Origin of the sequence: Pantoea eucrina, from assembly GCF_020079945.1 — a bacterium.
Classification (GTDB): Bacteria; Pseudomonadota; Gammaproteobacteria; order Enterobacterales; family Enterobacteriaceae; genus Pantoea; species Pantoea eucrina.
The window spans coordinates 185,416-208,136 of sequence record NZ_CP083450.1 but is presented as its reverse complement, the minus strand read 5'-3'; the positions used below and the strand labels follow the sequence as shown (position 1 = coordinate 208,136).

Here is a 22,721-nt window from a genome sequence, read left to right as displayed (position 1 = left end):
GAAGCCACGCTAAACTAAACGCTTCTCATTTTGCTAAGGGATGATCGTCACAATGCTTTCACGTTTTACACTGGCTTCTTTAACCGCTGCCTTACTGCTTACCGGCTGCGCCCGTCATCACGCTGATGAGACTGCCAGCACCGCGCCGGCAGAGGTGAGTGCTGCCGCACCGATTGAGAACAGCAACACCGACACGCCCTTTGCCAGCGGACCTACGGTAATCAACGTTTCACACCTGGTTACGCGCACGGATGATGGATCGGCAGTGTATGTTACCGTTGACGGCCAGGAAGCGGGCATGCTGAAAAAAGGTGAGAATAAAGAGATCCGCGTGGCGGCAGGCAAGCATGAAATCGGCGGCTATGTACAGACGCTGTTTGGTTTTGGCAAAGTCACCATTCCGGGCGTTGATATCACCACGGATACGGCTAAGCCGAAACATGTGGTTTATTCAGTGACCCGCCAGCGTCCGCAGTTCAGTGAAAGCAGTACGCCTCCCGATAACTCCTGAGAAAGTGCGGTGCTGCAGCACCGCTCCCTCCCGCGATATTCATCTGGCTGTCTGACATCAGCTCAGCAGCGCATGAATAACATCAATGACATTGATTACCACAATAAACAGCACGATGTGTGTGAGCAGGTTGCGCGATCGGGGTCTGGAATAAGACATTATCTATCCTGAATAGTTAGCCTGACAAATATGTGCTGTGGCTTACTATTACTGATTCAGAATAAGAATACCATGCCAGGCCATCTTAAACCGGAGGCGGACAAGGGTTACGCGTCAGGAAAAGCTGACCGGCTCTGGTTTGATAGCGTAAAGGCAGCAGAGAATAGAGAGAAATCCGAACGGGATTATTCGTGATGCTGGCGCTGATAAGCGTGAGAGTAGCGGTTAACCGCTGGCTCACCCATTAATCTTTGCCCGGCAGCGACACGCTGTTTTGCAGATGCTCACGTAAGTGATGGTGCAGGGCGCGAATCGCTGGCGAGAATTGCCTGCGGTGCGGACAGATCAGATGCAGTGGCGTCGCCTCACCTTTTACCTCAGGCAGAATCAACTCCAGCCTCCCCTGATGTACATCCTCAGCCACGTCCAGCCAGGACTTATAGGCGATACCCATTCCTGCCAGCGCCCAGCGGCGTGCGACTTCCGCGTCATCACACATAAGGCGGCTTTTTACCGTGATAAGCTGCGCGCCCTCCGCCTGCGGAAAGCTCCATTTATCATATACGTGGCCTCCCATCATAAACGGCAGACAGTGATGGCGGGTGAGATCGGTCAGCGCGGCAGGCCGGCCATGTTCAATAAGATAATCGGGTGATGCGACCAGTACCCGCCGGTTATTTTCAGCCAGCGGCAGCGCAACGTAGCTGCTCTCCTCTAATTTGCCGTAGCGAATAGCGATATCTACCGGATCGCGGAAGACGTTACTGACCTGATCGGAGAGTGAAAGGCGCAGCTGCAATCCGGTATGCTGACGGCAGAAACGGGTCAGTAACGGCAGCAGGATATGCCGCCCGATATCGGATGGCATCGCAATTTTCAGTTCACCGCGCAGTTCGTCGTCATGACGCTGCAGACTCTCTGCACCTGCCTGCATCAGCGCCAGCATCTCCTGTGCAAAAGGCAGATAGCGCTCACCCTCGGCGGTCAGCCGCAGACTGCGCGTTGAGCGCGCAAACAGGCGGCGATCGAGATCGCGCTCCAGCCGCTGAATTGCCGCGCTGACCTGACCCGGCAGCAGGTTTGCTTCGCGCGCGGCACGGGAGAAGCTGCCCAGCGCAGCTGAGCGGACAAACAGCGTAATATCTTCGAGACGAACCATGACGTTTTTACCTGGCAAACCGGATTTTCACTCTACGAGTGAAAGTCTTCCCCTGCAACGTCGATTTTTCCATGCGCCATTGCCCGCTATGCTTGATGGGTATTCAGAAAATCTGTCAATCACCATGGAGATAAGGCATGAAAGCCATTGTTTATAGTCAGAACGGCTTACCCATTTCGGATGAAAATGCGCTGTATGACGCTGATGTCGCCAAACCTCAGCCCGGCGCCCGCGATCTGCTGGTCAAAATCAATGCCATTGCGGTGAATCCGGTCGACACCAAAGTACGTAAAGGCGCCGCCACTGAGCAGCCGCGCATTCTGGGCTGGGATGCCGTCGGTGTGGTAGAGGCGGTGGGTGAAGCGGTTAGGCTGTTCCGGCCGGGCGATGAGGTGTTTTATGCCGGCGATATCAGCCGGGCCGGCAGCTACGCAGAGTATGGTCTGGTGGATGAGCGCATCGCCGGCCACAAACCGCGCTCCCTGAGCGATGCCGATGCGGCTGCGCTGCCGCTGACGTCACTCACCGCATGGGAGCTGCTGTTTGACCGTTTTGAGGTGCAGGCGGATGAGAACGCAGCGCTGCTGATTGTGGGCGCGGGCGGGGGAGTGGGTTCTATTCTCACCCAGCTGGCACGCAAACTCACCGGGCTGACAATTATCGGTACGGCATCCCGTCCTGAGACTGAAGAGTGGGTGCAGCAGCAGGGCGCGCATCACGTTATCAATCATCACCAGCCGCTGGCGGAGCAGCTGCGTGCGCTCGGCATCGACACGGTGAAGTATGTTGCGTCGCTTACCCATACTGACAGCTACTATACGCAGCTGATTGAGGTGCTGGCGCCGCAGGGTAAGCTGGCGCTGATTGACGATCCGGAGACGCTGGATGCCATGCCGCTCAAGCGTAAAGCGATCTCATTACACTGGGAGCTGATGTTTACGCGCTCGCTGTTTGAAACGCCGGATATGCAGCGCCAGCATGAGATTCTGCAGCGTATCAGCCAGCTGATTGATGATGGCACCCTGCAGACCACCGCCGGGGAGCATCTCGGCAGCATCAATGCTGCTAACCTGCGCAAAGCGCATGCGCTGATCGAGAGCGGACGCGCGCGCGGCAAGCTGGTGCTTAGCGGTTTCTGATAACGTGATTCACCCGGCACGGAGCGGCCGCTTCGTGCCGGGTTTCAGTCAGGAAAACGTCACCCGCCGCCTTAAGTTAATCTGATGGCCGTCGTAATTTTCGCTAACCCCCTAACTATTATAAGAATTTGCTCTGCAAATCGCGGCTGCCGCTCTGGCTGAATGCTGCGGGTCATGATATGACTGCTCTCTGTGCTTTCAGCCTTCCGGAGAGAATTATGTATAAGCGAATTTCACTGGCTCTGCTGCTCTCGTACTGCGCTATTCAGTCAGCCGCGGCGCAACAGACGCTGCGTTTTGGCGTCGATCCCACCTTTCCCCCTTTTGAATCCAAAGCCAGCGATGGCTCGCTGCAGGGGTTTGACATCGATCTCGGCAACGCCATTTGTGCCCAGGCCAAAGTGAGTTGCAAATGGGTTCAGATTGGCTTTGATGGCTCTATTCCGGCGCTGCAGGCAAAGAAGTTTGACGCGATTTTGTCAGCCATGTCGATGACGGAGAAACGACGCGAGCAGGTTGCATTCAGCGATATGCTTTATGTCACCCCCAGCGCGCTCATCACCCCGGCTGACAGCGCCCTGACTGATGACATCGCCACGCTGCGCGGTAAAAACATCGGCGTAGCGCAGGGGACTATTCAGGAAACCTACGCGCAGACTTACTGGGCACCCAAAGGCGTCAGCGTGGTCTCCTATCCCAACCAGATGGAGATTTATCCCGATCTCGTTGCCGGACGCCTTGATGGCACGCTGGCGAATGCGGTGTCTGCCGATCAGGGCTTCCTGAATACCGCAGAAGGAAAGGAATATGTGAATAAAGTGACCCTGACCGATAAAGCTGTATTAGGTAACGGCGTGGGAATCGGGCTGCGCAAAGATGATGTCGCAAATCTTAAACTGATTAATGCGGCCCTGGCAGAACTGCACCGCAACGGTACCTACGATCGCCTGGCGCAGAAGTATTTCAAATATAAAGTTTATCCCTGATCGGGATGTGTGAATCCGTTATCTGCCAGCAGGAGAATTATGCGTAACCTGACCGATTACCGCACGCAACGGGCCCGCTTCCTGGCTGCCGTTGAGCATAAAAAAGGGGCGCTGCACACCTGGCAGCATCCGTTATGCGGTCCGGCCGGTGAAGCGCTGTTTACCGATCTTGCCGTGATTGGCAACCCGCACGCCTCGCGCGTCATGCTGATTATCTCCGGCACGCACGGCGTGGAGGGATATTACGGGTCGGATAATCAGATAGAGTGGCTGAAAGATCTGGATGCGGCCCGCTTACCGGCAGAGTGTGCTGTGATGCTGATTCATCTGCTGAACCCGTGGGGAGCGGCGCATCTGCGGCGCGTCAATGAAGAGAATATCGATCTGAACCGCAATTTTATTCCGTTCAGCGCGCCGCTGCCGGATAACGCTGACTATGCACGCTATCACGCGTTTTATCACGGCGAGCGGGCAGAGGCGGATCGGCTGCTGGCTGCCGCGCTGCAGCGCGACGGCTGGCCGGCGATCAAGCGGGTGGTGGAGGCCGGACAGTATCAGCACGCTGATGGCCTGTTTTATGGCGGAGAGCACGCCACCTGGTCGCAGCGGACGCTGCAGAAGATCGTAACCGGCCATCTGCTGCGGGCAGAACAGATCCTGAGTTTCGATCTGCATACCGGCGCAGGCGCATGGGGACATCCGATGCTGCTGGGCATTGCGCAGAAGCGGGTTCCTGCGCACGCCTGGGGACGCGAGCTGTATGGTGAATGGCTGACGCTGATCGATACCGGCAGCGGGCAGGAGAGCGCCACCGGCATCACGGCAACGGCCACCGGTTACGTCTCGCAGTTTCTGCTGGATCAGCTGCCGCACGGTGCCATCCTGCCGCTGGTGGTGGAGTGTGGCACTTACGCAGGTGAAGAGATGCACCGGCGGGTGCGGGACGATCACTGGCTGCACTTAGAGGGTGATGTGCAGAGTGCGGCCGGGCAGGCCCTCAAACAGCAGCTGGTTGAGGGATTCTGGCCACAGGACCGCGACTGGCGTGAGCTGACGGCATTCCGCACGCAGCAAATTTTCCGGCGCGGCTGGCAGGCGCTGCTGTCACAGCCGGCCGTAAAACGTCATGCGGGCGGTCTCTGACAGCGCAATTCCCGGCTGCGTATTGTAAGCGAGCACCGCCAGCATGCGGGTGATATCACCTTCGGTCGGCGTCACGCGATGAAGCGAATTGCGTCCGCGAAACAGCACCAGATCGCCCGCCTCAATCGCCAGCGCATCCGGCGTGCAGGCTTCATTGAGCACAGCGGCGACGCCGTCGTAGTTCATCTCGCCCGCGTCAGCATCGCGCAGATCGCGCACGTATTGGAATATGCCGCCCGCCTGCGGCTTCTGCAGCAGCAGAGTAATGGCAAAGGAGGAGTTGTCGAAATGCCAGCCCAGCTCCTGCCCCTGTGCGGCATAGTGCAGGTTGATTGACGAGAGCGGATCGGCATAAGGATAGAGGGCGCTCTCGTTCAGCACCTCGCAGAGAAAGTGTTTAAACAGCGTATCGTTGTACAGCTGACGCAGCGGTGAGTCGTGAGCAATCGCCTCATCGGTAATACAGCCTTTGGTGCTGATGACATCGCGGTTACGGGGATGATCTGCGCTCAATGTCTCGTCTGTTTTCAGCAGATAGACGTTATGGTTGCTGCGCGTATGCCAGGCAAGATGGCGCTGCGCGTTCCCTTCTGTAATGATAGCCTGCAGCGCTGCCGGCTGCAGAAACTGCCGCAGCACCAGGGCGCCGTGTTGTTCCAGCTGCGCGCGACACTGCGCGCGCCAGTCAGCGTCCGCCAGAGGATGCAGGTCAAAACGTATTAATCCAGACATAGTGCGTTTCCCGGTAGCAACAGTGTCATAAAACTCTACGATGCTGCGGCGGGAATGCGTAGCGATAAATCATTACTGCCCTGCTAAGGAAACGTTAATGTCCGTCAGTGCTTCGCGTCTGCCAAAAATCAGCCTTATTCTCGCGTTCAAAGCTGCTGCAGAGCTGGGCAGTCTTGCAAAAGCAGCCGCGCACCTGGCGCTGACGCCGGCGGCGATCAGCCAGCAGATCCGCCAGCTGGAGACGCTGCTGGGTCACGCTCTGTTTGTGCGCACGCAAAACGGGGTCATGCTGACAGAGAGCGGCCGGGCCTATCTGCGCTATGTTTCAGAAGCGTTTGATATCCTGCGGATGGGACAGCTCAGTCTGCGCCAGGCGGCCAGCCGGCCTGCGCTGACTCTGTACGCACTGCCGGCGCTGGCGTCAAAGTGGCTGATGCCGCAGCTGAACCACTGGCGCGCGTGCTGTCCCGCGAGCGACCTCTGCCTGCATGGCACCCATGCACAGGTCGATTTCAGCGCCACGCCGGCTGATTTCGCTATCGTATTCGGTGACGATCGCTATCCGCAGCTGGAGAAACAGCGGCTGTTTCATGACGAGGTGCTGCCGGTAGCCAGCCCGGCGCTGCTGCAGCGCTTCCCGCGCGATCGGCTATTTAACCAGGCGCCGCTGATCCATCTCGACTGGGGCAATGAGGGGCGTTTTCTGCCGGACTGGCAAAGCTGGCTGCAGGCGCGCGGCCACGGCGAACCCGCGCAGCAGCCCGCTTTCACCTTTAACCTCACGTCGCTGGCGATAGATGCTGCGGTTGCGGGGGCCGGGCTGCTGCTGGGCCAGCGGCGTCTTATTGCCGCTGAGCTGGCGCGGGGCGATCTGGCGATCGCAGATAGCTTCAGCCTGCCGCTCAGTAAGCCCTACTATCTCGCCTGGCCGCAGCGCACGCTGCAGCAGCCCGACGCCCGGGCGCTGATAGAGTGGCTCACTGCGCTTGCGGCCGCCTGATTTTACCCGCACGCTGTAGCCAGATAATCTGCACCGCTGCCGGAAGGGACGAGACTATGTCAGAAAATAAAGATTGGGTTGAGCTGCGACGCGACCAGGAGACCGGCATTGAGAGTATCAACGCCCACTTCAGCGGTCACGCTTACGACGCACACGATCACGATGAGCTGCTGGTCGGGGTGACCCGGCAGGGACTGCAGCGCTTTAACTGCCGTCGCGCACTGCATACCAGCACCCCCGGCCGCGTCATTCTTATTGAACCGGGCGCGGTGCATGATGGCCACGCGCCGGAGGCTGCGGGTTTTACCTATGTCATGCTTTACCTGCCGCAGCCGTGGGTGGCTGACATGATGCAGCAGCGCGGACAGGGAGATATCGCCCGGATCGGCGGCGCATTCCGGCATACGCTGACGGATGACGTGCAGCTTGCCCGCGCCACGGAAGAGGCGTGGTATGCCATTCACCAGCGCGAAGGGCGTCTGGCGCGCGATCAGACGCTGGAGCAGTTGATAACGCTTCTGTCGCGGCATCTTGAGCGGCGTCCGGAGCGACCTGATACGGTGGCACAGCGTCAGATGCTGCTGCTGCGCGACTATTTGCATGATTTTATGGCGCAGGATGTCGGACTCGACGAGCTTTCACGCCTGGCCGGGCTGGATCGCTTTCGCCTGACGCGCCAGTTCCGGCAGGCGTTTGGTCAGACGCCGCACGCTTATCTGGTACGCCTGCGGCTGCGCGCGGCGCGCGCGCTGCTGGCGCAGGGCGTGGCACCGGTTGAAGTCGCTGCCCGCACCGGGTTTGCCGATCAGAGTCATCTCGGCCGCTGGTTCCGGCGCGCCTGGCATATGACGCCGGCGGCCTATCAGCGGGCGTGCACAAACGTTCTATACGGCGCACGGCCGCATCAGGAATGATAGCGTTTTCCTTTCTGAAGAGAGCGTTATGCCATGTCTGACACCAAAATTGCCCTGATCGTACGCGATGATTTAGCCACCTGGCAGCGTCTGAACGTGGTGGCGTTTATCGCTACCGGCCTTGCCGCCGGGGCACCGGAGATGCTGGGGGAACCCTACATCGATGCGCAGGGACGTCACTATGGCCGGATCGCCGGACAGCCGATGCGGGTGTTTTCCGGCAATCTCGCTGGCCTGCAGCGCGCGCATCGCCAGGGGCTGGAGCGTGAACTGACGCTGATACCCTATGTAGAAGCGATGTTTTCTACCGGCAACGACGCGGCTAACCGCGAGGTGTTTCTGGCAGAAAACGCGCAGGAGATGAATCTGGTTGGCCTGGCGCTTTTTGGTCCGAAAAAAGCGGTCGACAAAGCGATCAAAGGGCTGGCGCTGCATGAGTAGTCAGCCCGGCTGACGCGGCGTCATCCGCCGCGCACCGAGCCGCGCCAGATCACCTCTGCCTGATAAAGACGCGACGCGGGCGGCTCTCCATCCGTACCGGAGGCGTCATGCTCGCCCGATTCCGTGGCGCTAAACCAGGCCACGGCGTCACGTGCAAACTGCTCTACTGGCTGTGCAAAGGTTGTCAGGTTATAGGACGCCCAGCCCGCCTGCGCAATGTTGTCATAGCCGAACAGGCAGAGATCGTCTGGCACCCGTAGCCGGAAGCGGTGACGCGCTTCATCCATCACGCCGCAGGCGATAAGGTCTGTCACGCAAAATATCGCATCAGGCCGCTGCGCGCGCGTCAGCAGACGGTGTGCCAGAATCTGTCCGCTTTCATATGAGGTTGTACCAAATCTCTCAACGGTAACGTGCAGGCCAGCGTCTTGCGCAACGGCCAGAAACGCCGCTTCACGCTTCTGCAGGCTGGGCGTGCCGGCCAGCGAGTTAGCAAAGGCAAGATGGCGGCAGCCTGCGCGCTGAAAGGCCATAACGGCGGTTTCAGCAGCGCTTTGCGCGTCCAGATGAATGCTGAGCGAGCCTGGCAGCGTTTCATCGCGGTTAATCAGAATGATGCGCTGTCCGTGCCGGTAGCACTGGGCGGTGATGGCACGGTCCGGCATGCCTGACAGGATAATCGAGGCGTCGGCGCGGAAATTGATCGCCTGCAGCAGCGCGGCCGACACGCTGCTGTCAGAGCGATCGGTATTGATCACCATCGCCACTTTGCCCGCCTCCTGCAAAAATTGTGTCAGCCAGCGCACCAGCGTCGCGCGGTAGGGCGTGGCGATCTCTGAGACAATCAGACAGACAATGCCGCTGCGGTTACGCACCAGGCCGCGTGCCAGATGATTTACGTGATACCCCAGCTCTTCTGCGGCTTTCATTACTCTGGCCCGCGTAGCGGCAGAGACGCTGGCACCCGGCGTAAAAGCACGTGAAACGGCTGACCGGGAGACTCCGGCCCGCGCTGCCACATCCTGCGCGCTGACGCCCGCTTTATCGTTATGCATGGTTACATCCTCAACTCCCGTCGCTTAACTGAGTCTGCCGCAAATTGCAAAGCTGTGCAAATTATCCTTCGGCTTAAATGTTGCATTTTTGTGACGCAGGCAGTCAATTGCAGAGTACAGCGTTTGACAGCCTATTTTCTGTCCGTTACTAATTTGCACACACGTGCAAATAACAATTAATGCGCACCCTCTGCCCGACAGGAGACTACTATGCGAACCCTATCCCTTGCCGTTGCTCTCACCCTCTCAGCGGCTGGCCTGCCGATAACCGCCTCAGCTGCAGGCAATCTTAATATGATCTGTTCAGCGGATGTCGTGGTGTGCGAACAGATGACGCGTATTTTCAGCCAGAGCCATCCTGACATCAAAGTGAGCATGGTGCGGCTGTCAGCCGGTGAAGCCTACGCTCGTCTGCGCAGTGAAGCGCGTAATCCGCGTACCGATATCTGGTGGGCCGGCACCGGCGATCCGCATATGCAGGCGGCGGCGGAAGGACTGACGCAGGTCTACAAATCACCGCTGCTCGATCAGCAGCAGCCGTGGGCACAGAAACAGGCGGAAAATGCCGGTTATCGCACCGTGGGGATCTATGCGGGGGCGCTGGGCTGGGGATACAACACGAAACTGCTGGCAGAGAAAAAACTGAAAGAACCCACCTGCTGGGCGGACCTGCTTGACCCGGCCTTTAAAGGCGAAATTCAGATCGCTAATCCGAATTCATCCGGCACGGCATACAACACGCTGGCCACGCTGGTGCAGATTATGGGTGAGGACAAGGCTTTTGATTATCTGAAAAAACTCAATGCCAATATCTCACAATATACCAAATCGGGTTCGGCACCGGTGAAAGCCGCAGCGCGCGGTGAAGCGACGGTCGGTATTGTGTTTATGCACGATGCCGTCGCCATGCAGGTTGATGGATTCCCGATAAAAACCGTTGCGCCGTGTGAAGGCACCGGCTACGAAATCGGCTCGATGTCAATTGTGAAAGGCGCACGCAATCTGGCCAATGCCAAAGTCTGGTATGACTGGGCGCTCAGCGCAGAAGCGCAGTCGCATATGAAAGAGGCGAAGTCATTCCAGCTGCCCTCTAACCGCACTGCGGAAATCTCAGAATATGCGCCGCGTTTTGAGAACATCAAACTGATCGATTACGACTTTAAAACCTATGGCGATACGGCCAAACGTAAAGCGCTGCTCGGCCGCTGGGATAAAGAGATCGGCTCTGGCGCGCAGTAAGCCCATCTATGCAGACAGATATTCCGGGCTGGTGCAGATCGCGCCAGCCCGCTCCCTCCCGTTCGAGGTGTTATATGAATGCACATAATCGCCGTCTGACAGGCGCTCTGCTATCGGGGGCCGTAGCGCTGGCGCTGCTGCCCTGGTACAGCCTGGAAGCGGGTTTTTTTGATACCGGCTGGATCCTGTCGCTCTGGCGTGATGAGGCCAGCGCGCCGGCGCTGTGGCAGCTCGCGGCACATCCGTGGCTGTGGGGCGCGCTGACGCTCTGGCTGTTATGCGGTGTCAGTGGCCTGCTGCCGGGCAGACAGCGCAGCGCGCTGCTGCTGTTATTCAGCGCGCTGGGGATTCTGTTTCTGGTGATTGAGGGCCATGCCATTGGCTACAGCGGCTGGAGCTGGCTGTGGCTGGAGAATCAGTTTGGCACGCTGCAACAGGGGCAGCCTGCAATGGGAGCTGGCGCAATTTTACTGCTGACCACCTTTCTGCTGCTTTTTGCCTTTGCGCTGGCCGAGCGCGGCGTGCTGAGAGGAGATGCCTTTGTGGTGGCAGCGCTGGTGCTGATCACCGCGCTGGTCAGCGTATTTGTGCTCTACCCGGTGCTGAGTATGTTTGTGGTCTCCGTACAGGACGTTGACGGCAGCTTTCAACCCGATGGCCTGTTAGCTAACCTGCAGGATCCCTCAATCTGGAGCCTCTCCTGTCTGGCGGGCGGCAGCTGCGGGACAGCCTGGCGCACGCTCTGGCTGGCGCTGATGACGGCGACCGGCTCCACGCTGCTGGGGCTCGCTTTCGCGCTCGCCGCCACGCGCACGCCGCTGCCCTGTAAAAAAGCGCTGCGCATGCTGACCATTCTGCCCATTATCACGCCACCGTTTGTTATCGGACTGGCGCTGATCCTGCTGTTTGGCCGTTCGGGAGTGGTGACAGAACATCTGGCCGCGCTGTTTGGCATAGAGCCCGGTCGCTGGCTCTATGGCCTGACCGGGATCTGGATCGCGCAGGTGCTCTCTTTTACACCCATCGCTTTTCTGGTGCTGATTGGCGTAGCCGAGGGCGTCAGCCCCTCGCTGGAAGAGGCGTCGCAGACGCTGCGTGCCGATCGCTGGCGCACCTTCAGCCGCGTTTCGCTGCCGCTGATGGCGCCGGGCCTGGCAAACGCCTTTCTGATCAGCTTCATCGAAAGCATGGCCGATTTCGGCAACCCGATGGTGCTGGGTGGCAGCCACGGCGTGCTCTCGACAGAAATTTTCTTCTCGGTGGTAGGCGCCCAGAACGATCCGAGCCGCGCGGCGGTGCTGGCGATGATCCTGCTCTGCTTCACGCTGGCGGCCTTTGTGCTGCAGCGCCTGTGGCTGGGGGGCAAAAACTTTGCCACCGTAACCGGCAAAGGGGATGGTGGCCAGCACAGCCAGCTGCCGCGGCTGCTGCGCGGCGGCGTCTATGGGCTGGTGATCCCGTGGGGCCTCTTTACCCTGGTGGTCTACGGCATGATTCTGGTCGGAGGTTTTGTGCAGTCGTGGGGCCTGAACAGTGTGCTGACGATTGAGCACTACGTGCGCGCTTTCCGCGTGAGCATCAGCGACGGACACCTGCTGTGGAGCGGGGTGGCATGGAACTCCTTCTGGACCACGCTGGAGATAGCGCTGATCGCCGCGCCGCTCACCGCAATTGTCGGGCTGCTGACCGCCTGGCTGATTGTGCGCCAGAAGTTTGCCGGGCGGCAGACGTTTGAGTTTCTGCTGATGCTGAGCTTTGCCATTCCCGGTACGGTTATCGGCGTGAGCTATGTTATGGCTTATAACCTGCCGCCGCTGGAGATCACCGGGACGGCGATGATCCTGATCGCCTGTTTTGTCTTCCGTAATATGCCGGTGGGCGTGCGCGGCGGCATTGCCGCCATGAGCCAGCTCGATAAAAGTCTGGATGAAGCGTCGCTGACGCTGGGTGCCAGCAGTTTCCGCACGCTGCGCAAAGTGGTACTGCCCCTGCTGAAACCGGCCATCAGCGCCGCGCTGGTCTACGCCTTTGTGCGCGCGATTACCTCTATCAGCGCCGTGATTTTCCTTGTCAGCGCGCAGTACAACATGGCGACGTCCTACATCGTTGGCCTGGTGGAGAACGGAGAATATGGTGTGGCTATCGCGTACTCCACCGTACTGATCTTTGTCATGCTGCTGATTATTGGCCTGTTCCAGTGGCTGGTGGGTGAGCGCCGGCTGCGCCGCGTGGCGCGCCCGGTAGATGTCGCCGCTCCGCCCGTTGCTCCATCCTTAACCCAGGAGAGTGCTGTATGAGTGCCATCAAAGCAGGTTCCGTTGTATTTGAACACGTCACTAAGCGTTTTGCCGGGTTTAACGCGCTGCCGGATCTCTCGCTCATCGTGGAGCCGGGTACGCTGGTAACGCTGCTGGGTCCTTCCGGCTGCGGTAAAACCACGACGCTGCGCCTGCTCGCCGGGCTGGAACATCCTACCTCCGGACGGATACTGATTGGCGGGAAAGACGTCACCCATCTGCCCGCTAACGAACGCGATGTGGCCATGGTTTTTCAAAGCTACGCGCTGTTCCCCCATATGAGCGCGCTGGAAAATATCATGTACGGGCTGCAGTCGTCCGGGATGACGAAGCGTGAGGCGCAGGATCGCGCGCGTGAAGGCCTGAAACTGGTAGGACTGGAGAGTCAGGGACAGCGTCTGCCTTCAGAATTGTCAGGTGGCCAGCAGCAGCGCATTGCGGTGGCGCGCGCGCTGGTGCTGGAGCCGCAGGTGCTATTGCTGGATGAGCCGCTTTCTAACCTGGATGAACGGCTGCGTCGCCAGGTGCGGACCGATATCCGTGATTTGCAGCAGCGGCTTGGCTTTACGGCAGTGTATGTCACGCACGATCAGGAGGAGGCGCTGGCGGTATCCGACAAAATTATTGTCATGAAAGAGGGAGATATCGCTCAGCAGGGCGCGCCGGAAACGCTCTATCGCAGTCCGGCCTCCGAGTTTATTGCCGATTTTATGGGAGAGGCGAATATCCTGCCGTGTGAAGTTGAAGAGGTCGCAGAGAGTGAGGCGCTGATTCGGCTGGGAAATCAGCGCTATCGCGTGCCGGACAACGGCGTCCTCGCCGGCACCGCCCGTCTCTCCGTGCGCCCGCAGTTTATTACGCTCAGCACTCACCGCGCCGGGGCGCTGACGGGGGAGATCACGCACTGCACCTGGTTGGGCGACCATATCGAATATGAAGTGACCACTGAGCTGGGCGCCTTGTTTATCGTCGATGCACAGATGGAGCAGCAGCTGCCGCTGGCGGCACGGGTCGGCGTCGATTTCAAACCACAGGGGCTGGCTCTGATTGCCGGCTGACAAGAGGAAGCGTCATGAGTGAGACAGTAAGCAGTGCGCTACAGGCGCGACGGGAGCTGGCTGAGCAGGTTGCGCGGGCGGGGGGTGAAAAGGCTCTGGCCTGGTTCCGGCAGCGCGATTCGCTGGTGGTGGAAACGAAATATGATCTGCAGGATGTGGTCTCCCGCGCCGATCGTGAAGTTGAGCAGCTGATAGCAGAGCAGATCCGCCTCCGGTTTCCGCAGGATGGTTTTCTGGGAGAGGAGTATGGCCTGCAGCCTGGTTCGTCAGGTTATACCTGGGTGGTTGACCCTATCGATGGCACCAGCCCGTTTCTGAACGGTATGCCTAACTGGTGCGTGTCGGTGGCCGTACTGCACGAGGGGATACCGGTGGTTGGCATTATTTATGCGCCGGTTTATGAAGAGTGTTATGCCGCCTCCCTCGGCGCTGGCGCCACGCTTAATGGCACAACACTGCAGGTTGATCCCGCACGCACTTTGCAGAATCACGTGACAGGTTTTGGTGCAAACAGCCACGTCAGCCCGGAAGAGGTGGGCAGGCTGCTCGCGTCGCTGCTGGCGGCGGGCGGCAACTTTATCCGTATTGGCTCAGGCGCTCTGATGCTGGCCTGGGTCGCTGCAGGACGGGTGGTAGGCTATTTTGAACCCTATATGCACGCCTGGGATTGTCTGGCGGGATATTGTCTGGTGAAAGAGGCGGGAGGCTGGTATCACCCGTTTAATACCGAAGGCGATCGCCTGCTGAAAGGCGCTCAGGTGCTGGCAGTGGCGCCAGGCGCTGAAACCGAGCTCAGGCAGATTGCCGGCGTGTAACTACCGTTAGCGGATGCAAATTATTGCATCCGTTTTTTAACGTAACCGGAACGCTGGTATGCCAGCATACTGCATCAGTAAATATCCGATTCATCAGGCTATTTTTTATTAATAAAAATACAACAAGAAAATATAGCGTAAAGGCGTGAAATAGCGCTTAAAAAACTCCGTAATTAAAATTGTATAAATTTGTCATCGCAAACCTTCGTTTTATTTTTGTTTAATATAGGTGCTATAAAAATGATTTCTCTTACACGAAAAGGAGAATATCATGATTAAAATTGATTATAACAGCTATCGTTCTGTAAAAGGCTTTAACCGCCGCGTACGCTTTCTTATTATGCATTACACTGCATTAAATTTTAACGGTTCAGTGAATGCGCTAACGGGTGCTTCCGTCAGCGCCCACTATCTGGTCCCGGATTTTACAGACAAAACGTATATCGACGCCGGATTTACCGATGAACGTATATTTAACCTGGTGGATGAGCACGAGCGCGCATGGCATGCCGGCGTCAGCACATGGGCCGGACGAACAAATATTAATGACTCATCCATCGGCATAGAAATTGTTAATGAGGCTAAAAGTAGCAGTGAAGGATTTATTTTTCCTCCTTATCCCGACAGTCAAATCGAGGCGATAATTTCTCTGGCATATAATATTCTGCAGCGTTATCCCGATATTACACCTACGCAGGTAGTAGGGCACAGCGATATTGCTCCGGGTCGCAAAAGCGATCCGGGCGCAAGCTTTCCGTGGCAGCGATTATATGAAGCGGGCGTGGGTGCCTGGTATGATGAAAGTACGAAACAGATGTATAGGGAGCGTTTTGCTGCCGGATTGCCGGATAAAAATGAAATTATCAGCAAATTTAAAACATATGGCTATAACACGCAGGAGGCTGCATCCGCTCACGGCTATCGTGTGCTGGTCAGGGCGTTTCAGCTGCATTTTCGTCAGCAGGATTATGCGGGCGTAATGGATGCAGAAACGGCCGCAATCCTCTATGCGCTGGTAGATAAATATTTTGCTGGCTAACAGGCGCTGCTCTGCCGCACAGATAGCGGCAGAGCACGCTTCAGGATATGACAAACTCCTGATACCCGGAGTAGATCACATACACCGCGAAATAGCTGAAAATCAGCGCTGAGGCGAGATAAGAGAGCCTCAGCAGCTTCCCACCCAGCATTTTGCCGCCCAGCGCGCCGGTCAGGCAAATCACGCCGCTCCAGAGCAAACCTGCAATAAAGAAGCCGCTCAGGAATTCTGCCGTGGCGCCTGCTCCCTGGTTACCCATACGCGCAATCAGCGCGCCGCCCACGCTGGCAAACCAGAGAATGGCGGTAGGCGATGACATTGCCAGCACCACTCCGCGCCGGAATTCCCGTGACAGCGGCTGTCGGGGCGCGGTTTCAGCTGCCGGCATGGCAACAGACTTTATCAGCGCGGCGTAAAGCATACGCCCGGCAAACCCGATCAGTAGCAGGCCACCGCCAATCCATAATGCCCAGCGCACAGGCGCAAATTGCAGCACCATAGCCATACCCGCCAGCGCCAGCAGGGCATAGATCAAATCGCCAATGCAGGTGCCGACACCCAGCCAGAAACCCTGCAGAAAACCGCGCTGCATCGCCAGGGTCAGCATGGCGATATTGGCAAGACCAATATCGAGACATAAGGAGAGGCTAAGCAAAAATCCATTTGAAAACGGCAACATAGATCCGTCCCGGGCAGTAAAAAAGCTATTAAATCATCTCTGGCAGGCAGTGTTAATCGCAGAATCAGATTGTTGACTAACTCCTATAGACGGCTTGCAGAATCGTTGCCAGATTGCCCGTTTCCTGACTACGCTGTATCACACCTCTGGTCTGCAGGATAAACATAACGATGTCTATACCTTTCAAACCCGCTGCGTCTGGCGCATTGACGCCGCTTTCCGTAGCACTGTCACTGGCTCTTTTTACTTTTGGGGGAAATGTAATGGCACAAAATAGCGAAGATCAAATCGCCCTGGTGGGCACCTGGACCAGCGTGCCTGATGCTCCGGCGGCTGAAAAACCGGCGCAGCCAAGCGAGGGGCTCTACCGGCTGAAGCTGAACCGTGACGGCACGCTTACTCCGCTGGATGTGGTGAAGATGAAGAGTCCGTCATGGCTGGTGAAATCTGCCGACGGGCGTTTTCTCTATACCACCAACGAAGAGAAGGCAGGCAGCGTAACCGCACTGTCGGTTGCGGCTGATGGCACCGTAAAAGTGATCAACACGGTAACCAGCCACGGCGATGAGCCAACACACGCCACGCTCAGCCCCGATGGCCGCTATCTGCTGGTCGCCAACTATTCCGGTAATAAAGGCGGTGCAGGCATTGCCGTACTGCCGGTGAACCAGGATGGATCGCTGGGTGCGCCGGTGCAGCACTTTCCGTTTGCTGAAGGCAGCGGCGTCGTGGACGAGCGTCAGGAGAGCGGACATGCTCATTCAGTCACGTTTACGCCGGATGGAAAGACGCTTTATGCCGCTGACCTGGGGGGTGACAAGCTTTATGCTTATCGCTACGACGCGCATTCAGCCACGCCGCTGCAGCCGGATCCGGCACGCGACATGACCTTTTCACCCGGTGCCGGGCCGCGTCATATGGTATTTTCAGCCGATGGTCACTACGCCTGGGTCATTGCAGAAATGGCGGCGGTGGTCGAAACCTGGCGGTTTACGGGAGAAAAACCGGAACGCATTGCGAGTACGGACATAGCGCCCGATAACGCTACGGCGGATCAGAGAAGCGGCGGCGCAATCATGCTCAGCCCGCAGGGCAAATTTCTGATTGTGTCCAACCGCGTTTCGCATAACCATCTGCTGGTATTCCGGATTGGGCGTGACGGCAAACCGGAGGCGCCCATACGCTACCCGGCAGGCGGCATTGAGCCGCGGGCGTTATCTTTTGACGCCACCGGCCGCTATCTGTACGTGACCAATGTCTTCACTAACGCCATTTCGCTGTTTTCTTTCGACGAAGAGAGCGGCGAGCTGGAGGCGAAAGGGAAGGCGGCAGAAATTGCCACGCCAACTGATATCAAATTTGTGACCACAGAACGTCCCTGAGCGGCTAACGGATAGGCAACTGTTCAAGCGCCGTCAGCAGCGCATCAACTTTCGGTAACAGCTGCTTGCGGCGCGGCCAGATCAGCGACAGCGCAAAGCCGTCTGGCTGCTGCTGTGGGAGAATAATTTCGAGCTCGCCACGCTGCAGCGGCCCGGCGATGAGCCAGGAGGGCATCTGCGCCACGCCTAATCCGGCACAGACTGCCTGCACCTGTGCATCCACATCGCCCAGCGCCATACGATGCGGGACATTACGCCAGTAAGCGTGCCCCTCTGCGGTAGTCAGCAGCCAGGGCTTGGTGGTGCCATCAACCCGTTCATACATTACCGCCGGATGCAGCAGCAGCTCATTTTCCGTTGCGGGATAGCCGTGATGTGCCAGATAGTCCGGCGCTGCGCAAAATACCATACGTTCACGCCCGAGATGACGGCAGCCCAGTGACGCGGGCAGATCCGGCGAGCCGCCGATGCGCACGGCCAGATCGATTCCCTCCTCAAACAGATCGATAAAGCGATCGGAAAACGTCAGGCTTAGCTCCACTTCCGCGTGCTGCTGGCAAAAAGCGATCAGCAGCGGCATCACCGCCAGCCGGCCGTAGGTGCTGGGCAGGGCCAGTCGCAGGCGCCCTGACGGGATCGTTCGCTGCGCGGCCAGTACCGATTCCGCTTCGGCCAGCTCCTCCATGACGCGCAGGCAGGTCTGATAGTAGGCGCTGCCGGCATCGGTCAGCTTCAGACTGCGCGTGGTGCGCTCCAGCAGGCGTGAGCCGAGACGCGTTTCCAGCCGGGTAACGCTTTTACTGATCGCTGAACCGGTCAGATGCAGCCGCTGCGCCGCCGCAGCAAAGCTGCCGCATTCCACGCTGGCAACAAAAGGAACAATATCTTTCAGGCGATGATCGTGCATCTATTCATGAACTCAATTCAGAAATGAAGTGAATTTTTACCAGAGATAAGAACTGATTTCTCTATTAGGCTAAATATTAATAAACCGACGGGAGGATAATGATGAAAAAACAGGCACTCATTGTAGGGGTCAGTGGCGTTATCGGACGTGCGCTGGCAGAACAGCTGCAGAAAGAGGGCTGGGACGTTACCGGCTTATCGCGCGGACGTGGTGCAGTACCGGATGGCTGCCGTAGCCTGACTGCTGACCTTACCGACAGCGACGCGGTACGCGATGCGCTGGCGCAGGAAAAACCCGATGCGCTGTTTTTCAGCGTCTGGGCACGTCAGGAAAATGAGAAAGAGAACATTCGCGTTAATGGCGGCATGGTGCGTAACGTCATTGAGGCGCTGGGCGAACGGCTGCAGGGTGCTCACGTGGCGCTGGTAACCGGCCTTAAGCACTATCTGGGGCCTTTTGAAGCCTATGGTAAAGGAGCCGTACCGGTTACGCCGTTCCGCGAAGAGCAGGGCCGCCAGCCGGTAGATAACTTCTATTATGCTCAGGAGGATGAGCTGTTTGCCGGGGCCGAAAAATATGATTATCGCTGGAGCGTGCACCGTCCGCACACCATCGTCGGCTTTGCACTGGGTAATGCGATGAATATGGGCCAGACGCTGGCCGTCTATGCCACCCTGTGCCGTGAGAAAGGCTGGCCGTTTATCTTCCCCGGCTCGCCTGAGCAGTGGAATGGTTTGGTCGATGTGACGGATGCTGGTTTGCTGGCTGAGCAGCTGGTCTGGGCGGCTACAGCAGAAGGCGCAGCGAATCAGGACTTTAACGCAGTAAACGGCGACGTTTTCCGCTGGAACTGGATGTGGCCGCAGCTGGCAGCCTATTTTGGTATCGAAGCTGCAGACTTGCCGGCTCAGACGCTGCCGCTGGAAGAGAGAATGCAGGAGGCGGCTGAAATCTGGCAGGAGATCGCTGCACGCTATCAGTTACGTGAGGCGGATATCAGTAAGCTGGCGTCATGGTGGCATACCGATGCCGATCTCGGTCGCCCGATGGAAGTGTTTACAGATATGAGCAAAAGCCGCAAAGCAGGTTTTACCGGCTATCGTTCGTCCGTTGACTCTTTTATCCAGCTGTTCGATCGCCTCAAAGCGGAAAATATCATCCCGCGCTGATGCACTCAGGTTCTGCCGCCGCCTCTGGCGAGCGGCAGACGTTGCGCATAAACGCTATTTTTTACCGCACTGTTTTTATTTTGTAAAACTGACGTGCCTGGTCTGTTTTCAGCCTGTGAAGTTACGTGCAAAACGCACAAATGCCTTAAGCCAGCGGCAGATTAGTGCGGTTTGTTTATTTATTTTTAGTACCAGATCCTTACAATAACCCGCTGATACATTTCACCAGGTTATTGCGTTATGACAACACTTCTGAAAAACAACAACAGTGACACACAGCAACTTTTGGCCGTCATCGAACATGCTGTCAGCGATCCGGTTCCGCTGGTTCAGTCTCTGCCTGAGAATTTCTGGCAGCAAATTGAGTCGCTGGCCGTCGCCGCTGCAGAAGAGTAGCGATTGAGTCCCGGCTGGCTGTCAGAGTTAACCGGGACATCCTCTTTATCACTTCACAAGACGGCTGAAATTTTTCTTTTCCCTCCTCCTCTTTTCTCAAACACCCGCTAAAATTAGCTCGTTCAGCACGCGCGACCCACGGCACCTGTCAAAATTACTGTTTATCCTGTTTTTATACGTATAAACATGATGCTACCTTTATGTAAATTAAGGTAAATAACAGGGAGGGAGTGAGGATTTTCCCGCTGCGGGTTTAACTGTGCTGCTTTTTTACGGTATAAATCTTTCACCAATAAGCCGGGCGAAACGACAACCCATGACTATCACCGCAAGCCGTACTCTTTTTACCAGTCTGCTGCTCTTTACGCTGGCTGGATGCGCGAAAAAGCATCATGAAGCGCCTCCGCCTGACAGCGCTGAAATGAATCTCTCTGGTGATAAACAGCCCGATTTAATCCCGGTTATTGCTGCACTGCACGATCAGATGCACTCCTGGCAGGGCACAAAATATCAGTGGGGCGGCACGCAGCTCTCCGGCGTGGACTGTTCAGGCTTTGTCTGGCGCACGCTGAAAGATCGCTTTAATATTCCGATGGAGCGCGTGACGACACGTGAACTCATCGCCATGGGCAAGCCGGTCGATCAGGCCCATCTGCAGCCGGGCGATCTGGTCTTTTTCCGCATCAGGCATGAGCTGCATGTCGGCTTCTATGATACTGACCGCCAGTTCCTGCATGCGTCGGTGAGTCAGGGTGTGATGCGTTCATCCCTCAACAATCCTTACTGGAAGTCTGTCTATCTCCAGGCGCGGCGACTGCCCCGCGAACAGGGTTCGCAAATCAGCTTCAACTATAAAAACAAAGTCTGAGCGCTACCTGCTTCTCTGATCCAGGAATAACAGCCGTACCCCTCTCCGCCTGCTGAGGAAAACCGCCTGATGGCGGTTTTTTTACGCCTGTTTTTATTCAAAAAATATGAACATAAACGGCAAAATGCTTAGCTTTTAAACTCTCCTCAACACCTTTATTCTCTCTTCATCGCAACAGAGGCAGCGCTGATAGCGTTTCCGGAGTGATTCTCCAGCTGCTTTCTTAAGTGAAATAAACTGCTTGAATTGCTTGTGAATTTAGTTAGCAAGATCACAGTAACAGCATTAATTATCAAAATGTATATAGTTTACAGTGTTACTATATTTCTCATCAAAGGCGTGCGGCCTTTAAAACAGATATTAAGGAAAAGATTATGAAAACCATGAAAGCTCTCTCAATTGCTGCTGTAACCGCTCTGACCCTGGTATCCGGCGCAAGCTTTGCACAGAGCATCTCTGTGACCTCCGGTACGCTGGATGGTGCAGAAGCGAAAATTGCCGCTCAGGCGCAGGAGCAGGGCGCGCAGTACAAAATTACTGAAGCCAATACAAACAACCGTGTGCATATGACCGCTGAGCTCTATAAATAATCTGGCGTGAATAAGCGTTAAGGCCGCCTTCGGGCGGCTTTGCTGTTCTTGTGGTTAAAAAATAACCAATCGATGGCGGCGTATCTGCCATGCGGCCTGCAGAAGGTTATCCACAGGTTTGCGCCTGCTCTTTTCACGCGGAATGTGGATAAACTCGCAAGCATAATCCACTCTCTTTGTCAGGTAAGGCGCACGTTTAACTGTGCCAGGCCGATCTATCTATTCGCCTCATTTTTATTCTATTTTATTCCCTGACTGCAGAACGCATAGCAATGACACGCTTCAACGCGAATTTTAACCTTTAGTAACTTATTTCTGGTTACACATTATTGCGGCGCAACTCAGGTAATTCATTCGATATTCCGGAATTTCATTACTATATTCAGCATGAATGCAATCTGCATTTATTTTCGGGGATAAGAATATGCGTAAAATAGCGTTTGCTTTATTAACTGCCGGCGTGCTGTTATCAGCGACTGCTCAGGTTCAGGCTAAAGGCTGTCTGAAAGGGGCTGCGGTAGGCGGTGTGGCAGGGCATCTTAAGCATCACGGTGTAGCCGGTGCGGCAGCAGGATGTGCAGTAGGTCATCACATGGCGAATAAAAAAGAGAAAGAAGCGAATAAAAATACGCAGTAATACTTATTGGGCAGGGCGCTATTTAGCCCTGCCTGAGCGCGCTCAGTGCTTCTCTTTATTTCCCTGCGTCCACGGATTAAATCCGGCGTCAGCAAGATCTTTCTCAGGCTGTTCAGTTAACATCTCCCGATAGAGCGCTTCAACTTCTGTACGCGCCCAGGGTGTACGTCGCAAAAATTTAAGGCTCGACTTTATACTGGGATCGCTTTTAAAGCAGTTGATATTGATCTTTTTTGCCAGTTCTGCCCAGCCGTAATGTTCTGCCAGCGCAGTCACTATCATTTCCAGCGTTACGCCGTGCAGAGGGTCATTTGAATGCATATCAGGTTGCGTCTCACAGGGCAAAAAGGGGCGCCAAGGTTACCGTAAACATACGGTAACCGCAAACCACCCCGTGGTGAAACGT

24 protein-coding genes are annotated in these 22,721 nt (G+C 56.7%); 18 read left to right on the top strand and 6 right to left on the bottom strand.

Annotated features, from left to right (window positions below; all coding sequences use genetic code 11):
- Positions 1-52: 52 nt before the first annotated feature.
- Positions 53-511, top strand: coding sequence for a hypothetical protein (locus LAC65_RS17490; protein ID WP_040113616.1), 459 nt, complete (start codon positions 53-55; stop codon positions 509-511).
- A 403-nt stretch (positions 512-914) separates the two neighbouring features.
- On the opposite strand, the gene LAC65_RS17485 is transcribed toward LAC65_RS17490, so the two are convergent.
- Positions 915-1,829: a LysR family transcriptional regulator gene (locus LAC65_RS17485; RefSeq protein WP_040113614.1), complete on the bottom strand. Its 915-nt coding sequence runs from the start codon at positions 1,827-1,829 to the stop codon at positions 915-917.
- Between the two features lie 137 nt (positions 1,830-1,966).
- Here LAC65_RS17485 and LAC65_RS17480 point away from each other — a divergent pair, with 137 nt between their 5' ends.
- The 3 genes from LAC65_RS17480 (at position 1,967) to LAC65_RS17470 (ending at position 5,097) form a co-directional block, all read left to right on the top strand.
- The gene (locus tag LAC65_RS17480) at positions 1,967-2,968 is read left to right on the top strand and encodes a zinc-binding alcohol dehydrogenase family protein (protein WP_040113612.1); all 1,002 of its coding nucleotides are present in this window, start codon (positions 1,967-1,969) and stop codon (positions 2,966-2,968) included.
- Positions 2,969-3,186: 218 nt separating this feature from the next.
- Positions 3,187-3,954 carry a transporter substrate-binding domain-containing protein gene (locus LAC65_RS17475; RefSeq protein ID WP_040113610.1) on the top strand — a complete coding sequence of 256 codons (768 nt, stop codon included), beginning with the start codon at positions 3,187-3,189 and terminating at the stop codon, positions 3,952-3,954.
- Positions 3,955-3,993: 39 nt separating this feature from the next.
- Positions 3,994-5,097, top strand: coding sequence for a DUF2817 domain-containing protein (locus LAC65_RS17470; protein ID WP_040113609.1), 1,104 nt, complete (start codon positions 3,994-3,996; stop codon positions 5,095-5,097).
- Here LAC65_RS17470 and LAC65_RS17465 read toward each other — a convergent pair.
- The gene (locus tag LAC65_RS17465) at positions 5,059-5,829 is read right to left on the bottom strand and encodes a 2OG-Fe(II) oxygenase family protein (protein WP_192415490.1); all 771 of its coding nucleotides are present in this window, start codon (positions 5,827-5,829) and stop codon (positions 5,059-5,061) included. The two genes, LAC65_RS17470 and LAC65_RS17465, sit on opposite strands and share 39 nt — an antisense overlap.
- 97 nt (positions 5,830-5,926) lie before the next feature.
- Here LAC65_RS17465 and LAC65_RS17460 point away from each other — a divergent pair, with 97 nt between their 5' ends.
- The 3 genes from LAC65_RS17460 to LAC65_RS17450 are packed head-to-tail and all read left to right on the top strand — an operon-like array spanning position 5,927 to position 8,184.
- Positions 5,927-6,829 carry a LysR substrate-binding domain-containing protein gene (locus tag LAC65_RS17460; protein ID WP_040113604.1) on the top strand — a complete coding sequence of 301 codons (903 nt, stop codon included), beginning with the start codon at positions 5,927-5,929 and terminating at the stop codon, positions 6,827-6,829.
- Between the two features lie 56 nt (positions 6,830-6,885).
- Positions 6,886-7,743: an AraC family transcriptional regulator gene (locus LAC65_RS17455; protein ID WP_040113602.1), complete on the top strand. Its 858-nt coding sequence runs from the start codon at positions 6,886-6,888 to the stop codon at positions 7,741-7,743.
- A 33-nt stretch (positions 7,744-7,776) separates the two neighbouring features.
- On the top strand, positions 7,777-8,184 hold the full coding sequence (locus LAC65_RS17450) for a DUF2000 domain-containing protein (RefSeq protein WP_040113600.1): 408 nt from the start codon (positions 7,777-7,779) through the stop codon (positions 8,182-8,184).
- Positions 8,185-8,204: 20 nt separating this feature from the next.
- Here the strand turns inward: LAC65_RS17450 and LAC65_RS17445 are convergent, their stop codons facing one another.
- Positions 8,205-9,239: a LacI family DNA-binding transcriptional regulator gene (locus LAC65_RS17445; protein ID WP_040113598.1), complete on the bottom strand. Its 1,035-nt coding sequence runs from the start codon at positions 9,237-9,239 to the stop codon at positions 8,205-8,207.
- A gap of 210 nt (positions 9,240-9,449) precedes the next feature.
- On the opposite strand from LAC65_RS17445, the gene LAC65_RS17440 reads away from it, so the two are divergent.
- The 5 genes from LAC65_RS17440 to LAC65_RS17420 all read left to right on the top strand — a co-directional run bounded on the left by LAC65_RS17440 (position 9,450) and on the right by LAC65_RS17420 (position 15,687).
- Positions 9,450-10,478, top strand: coding sequence for an ABC transporter substrate-binding protein (locus LAC65_RS17440; protein WP_040113596.1), 1,029 nt, complete (start codon positions 9,450-9,452; stop codon positions 10,476-10,478).
- A gap of 74 nt (positions 10,479-10,552) precedes the next feature.
- The gene (locus tag LAC65_RS17435; RefSeq protein WP_040113594.1) at positions 10,553-12,775 is read left to right on the top strand and encodes an ABC transporter permease; all 2,223 of its coding nucleotides are present in this window, start codon (positions 10,553-10,555) and stop codon (positions 12,773-12,775) included.
- Positions 12,772-13,833, top strand: a complete 1,062-nt coding sequence (locus LAC65_RS17430; protein ID WP_040113592.1) for an ABC transporter ATP-binding protein — start codon at positions 12,772-12,774, stop codon at positions 13,831-13,833. The genes LAC65_RS17435 and LAC65_RS17430 overlap by 4 nt, the downstream gene beginning before the upstream one ends.
- 14 nt (positions 13,834-13,847) lie before the next feature.
- Entirely contained in the window at positions 13,848-14,648 is an 801-nt protein-coding gene (locus LAC65_RS17425) for an inositol monophosphatase family protein (protein WP_040113590.1), read from the top strand.
- Positions 14,649-14,919: 271 nt separating this feature from the next.
- Positions 14,920-15,687: an N-acetylmuramoyl-L-alanine amidase gene (locus tag LAC65_RS17420; RefSeq protein WP_040113588.1), complete on the top strand. Its 768-nt coding sequence runs from the start codon at positions 14,920-14,922 to the stop codon at positions 15,685-15,687.
- Positions 15,688-15,727: 40 nt separating this feature from the next.
- Here LAC65_RS17420 and LAC65_RS17415 read toward each other — a convergent pair whose 3' ends face one another.
- On the bottom strand, positions 15,728-16,366 hold the full coding sequence (locus LAC65_RS17415; protein WP_040113586.1) for a LysE family translocator: 639 nt from the start codon (positions 16,364-16,366) through the stop codon (positions 15,728-15,730).
- Positions 16,367-16,629: 263 nt separating this feature from the next.
- Here LAC65_RS17415 and LAC65_RS17410 point away from each other — a divergent pair, with 263 nt between their 5' ends.
- Complete coding sequence (locus LAC65_RS17410; RefSeq protein WP_040113584.1) at positions 16,630-17,748, top strand: lactonase family protein; 1,119 nt, start codon at positions 16,630-16,632, stop codon at positions 17,746-17,748.
- A 4-nt stretch (positions 17,749-17,752) separates the two neighbouring features.
- Here LAC65_RS17410 and LAC65_RS17405 read toward each other — a convergent pair whose 3' ends face one another.
- Positions 17,753-18,655 (bottom strand): LysR family transcriptional regulator, encoded by a 903-nt coding sequence (locus tag LAC65_RS17405; RefSeq protein ID WP_040113582.1) that lies wholly within the window; start codon positions 18,653-18,655, stop codon positions 17,753-17,755.
- A gap of 101 nt (positions 18,656-18,756) precedes the next feature.
- Here LAC65_RS17405 and LAC65_RS17400 point away from each other — a divergent pair, with 101 nt between their 5' ends.
- The 5 genes from LAC65_RS17400 to LAC65_RS17380 all read left to right on the top strand — a co-directional run bounded on the left by LAC65_RS17400 (position 18,757) and on the right by LAC65_RS17380 (position 22,315).
- Positions 18,757-19,824: an SDR family oxidoreductase gene (locus LAC65_RS17400; RefSeq protein ID WP_040113580.1), complete on the top strand. Its 1,068-nt coding sequence runs from the start codon at positions 18,757-18,759 to the stop codon at positions 19,822-19,824.
- Between the two features lie 240 nt (positions 19,825-20,064).
- Positions 20,065-20,220 carry a hypothetical protein gene (locus LAC65_RS17395; protein ID WP_158249873.1) on the top strand — a complete coding sequence of 52 codons (156 nt, stop codon included), beginning with the start codon at positions 20,065-20,067 and terminating at the stop codon, positions 20,218-20,220.
- Between the two features lie 316 nt (positions 20,221-20,536).
- Positions 20,537-21,088 (top strand): C40 family peptidase, encoded by a 552-nt coding sequence (locus LAC65_RS17390; RefSeq protein WP_040113578.1) that lies wholly within the window; start codon positions 20,537-20,539, stop codon positions 21,086-21,088.
- A gap of 374 nt (positions 21,089-21,462) precedes the next feature.
- Complete coding sequence (locus tag LAC65_RS17385; RefSeq protein ID WP_040113576.1) at positions 21,463-21,678, top strand: YdgH/BhsA/McbA-like domain containing protein; 216 nt, start codon at positions 21,463-21,465, stop codon at positions 21,676-21,678.
- 424 nt (positions 21,679-22,102) lie between these two features.
- Entirely contained in the window at positions 22,103-22,315 is a 213-nt protein-coding gene (locus tag LAC65_RS17380; RefSeq protein ID WP_040113892.1) for a hypothetical protein, read from the top strand.
- Positions 22,316-22,357: 42 nt separating this feature from the next.
- On the opposite strand, the gene LAC65_RS17375 is transcribed toward LAC65_RS17380, so the two are convergent.
- Positions 22,358-22,636, bottom strand: a complete 279-nt coding sequence (locus tag LAC65_RS17375) for a VF530 family protein (protein ID WP_040113574.1) — start codon at positions 22,634-22,636, stop codon at positions 22,358-22,360.
- Positions 22,637-22,721 lie beyond the last annotated feature (85 nt).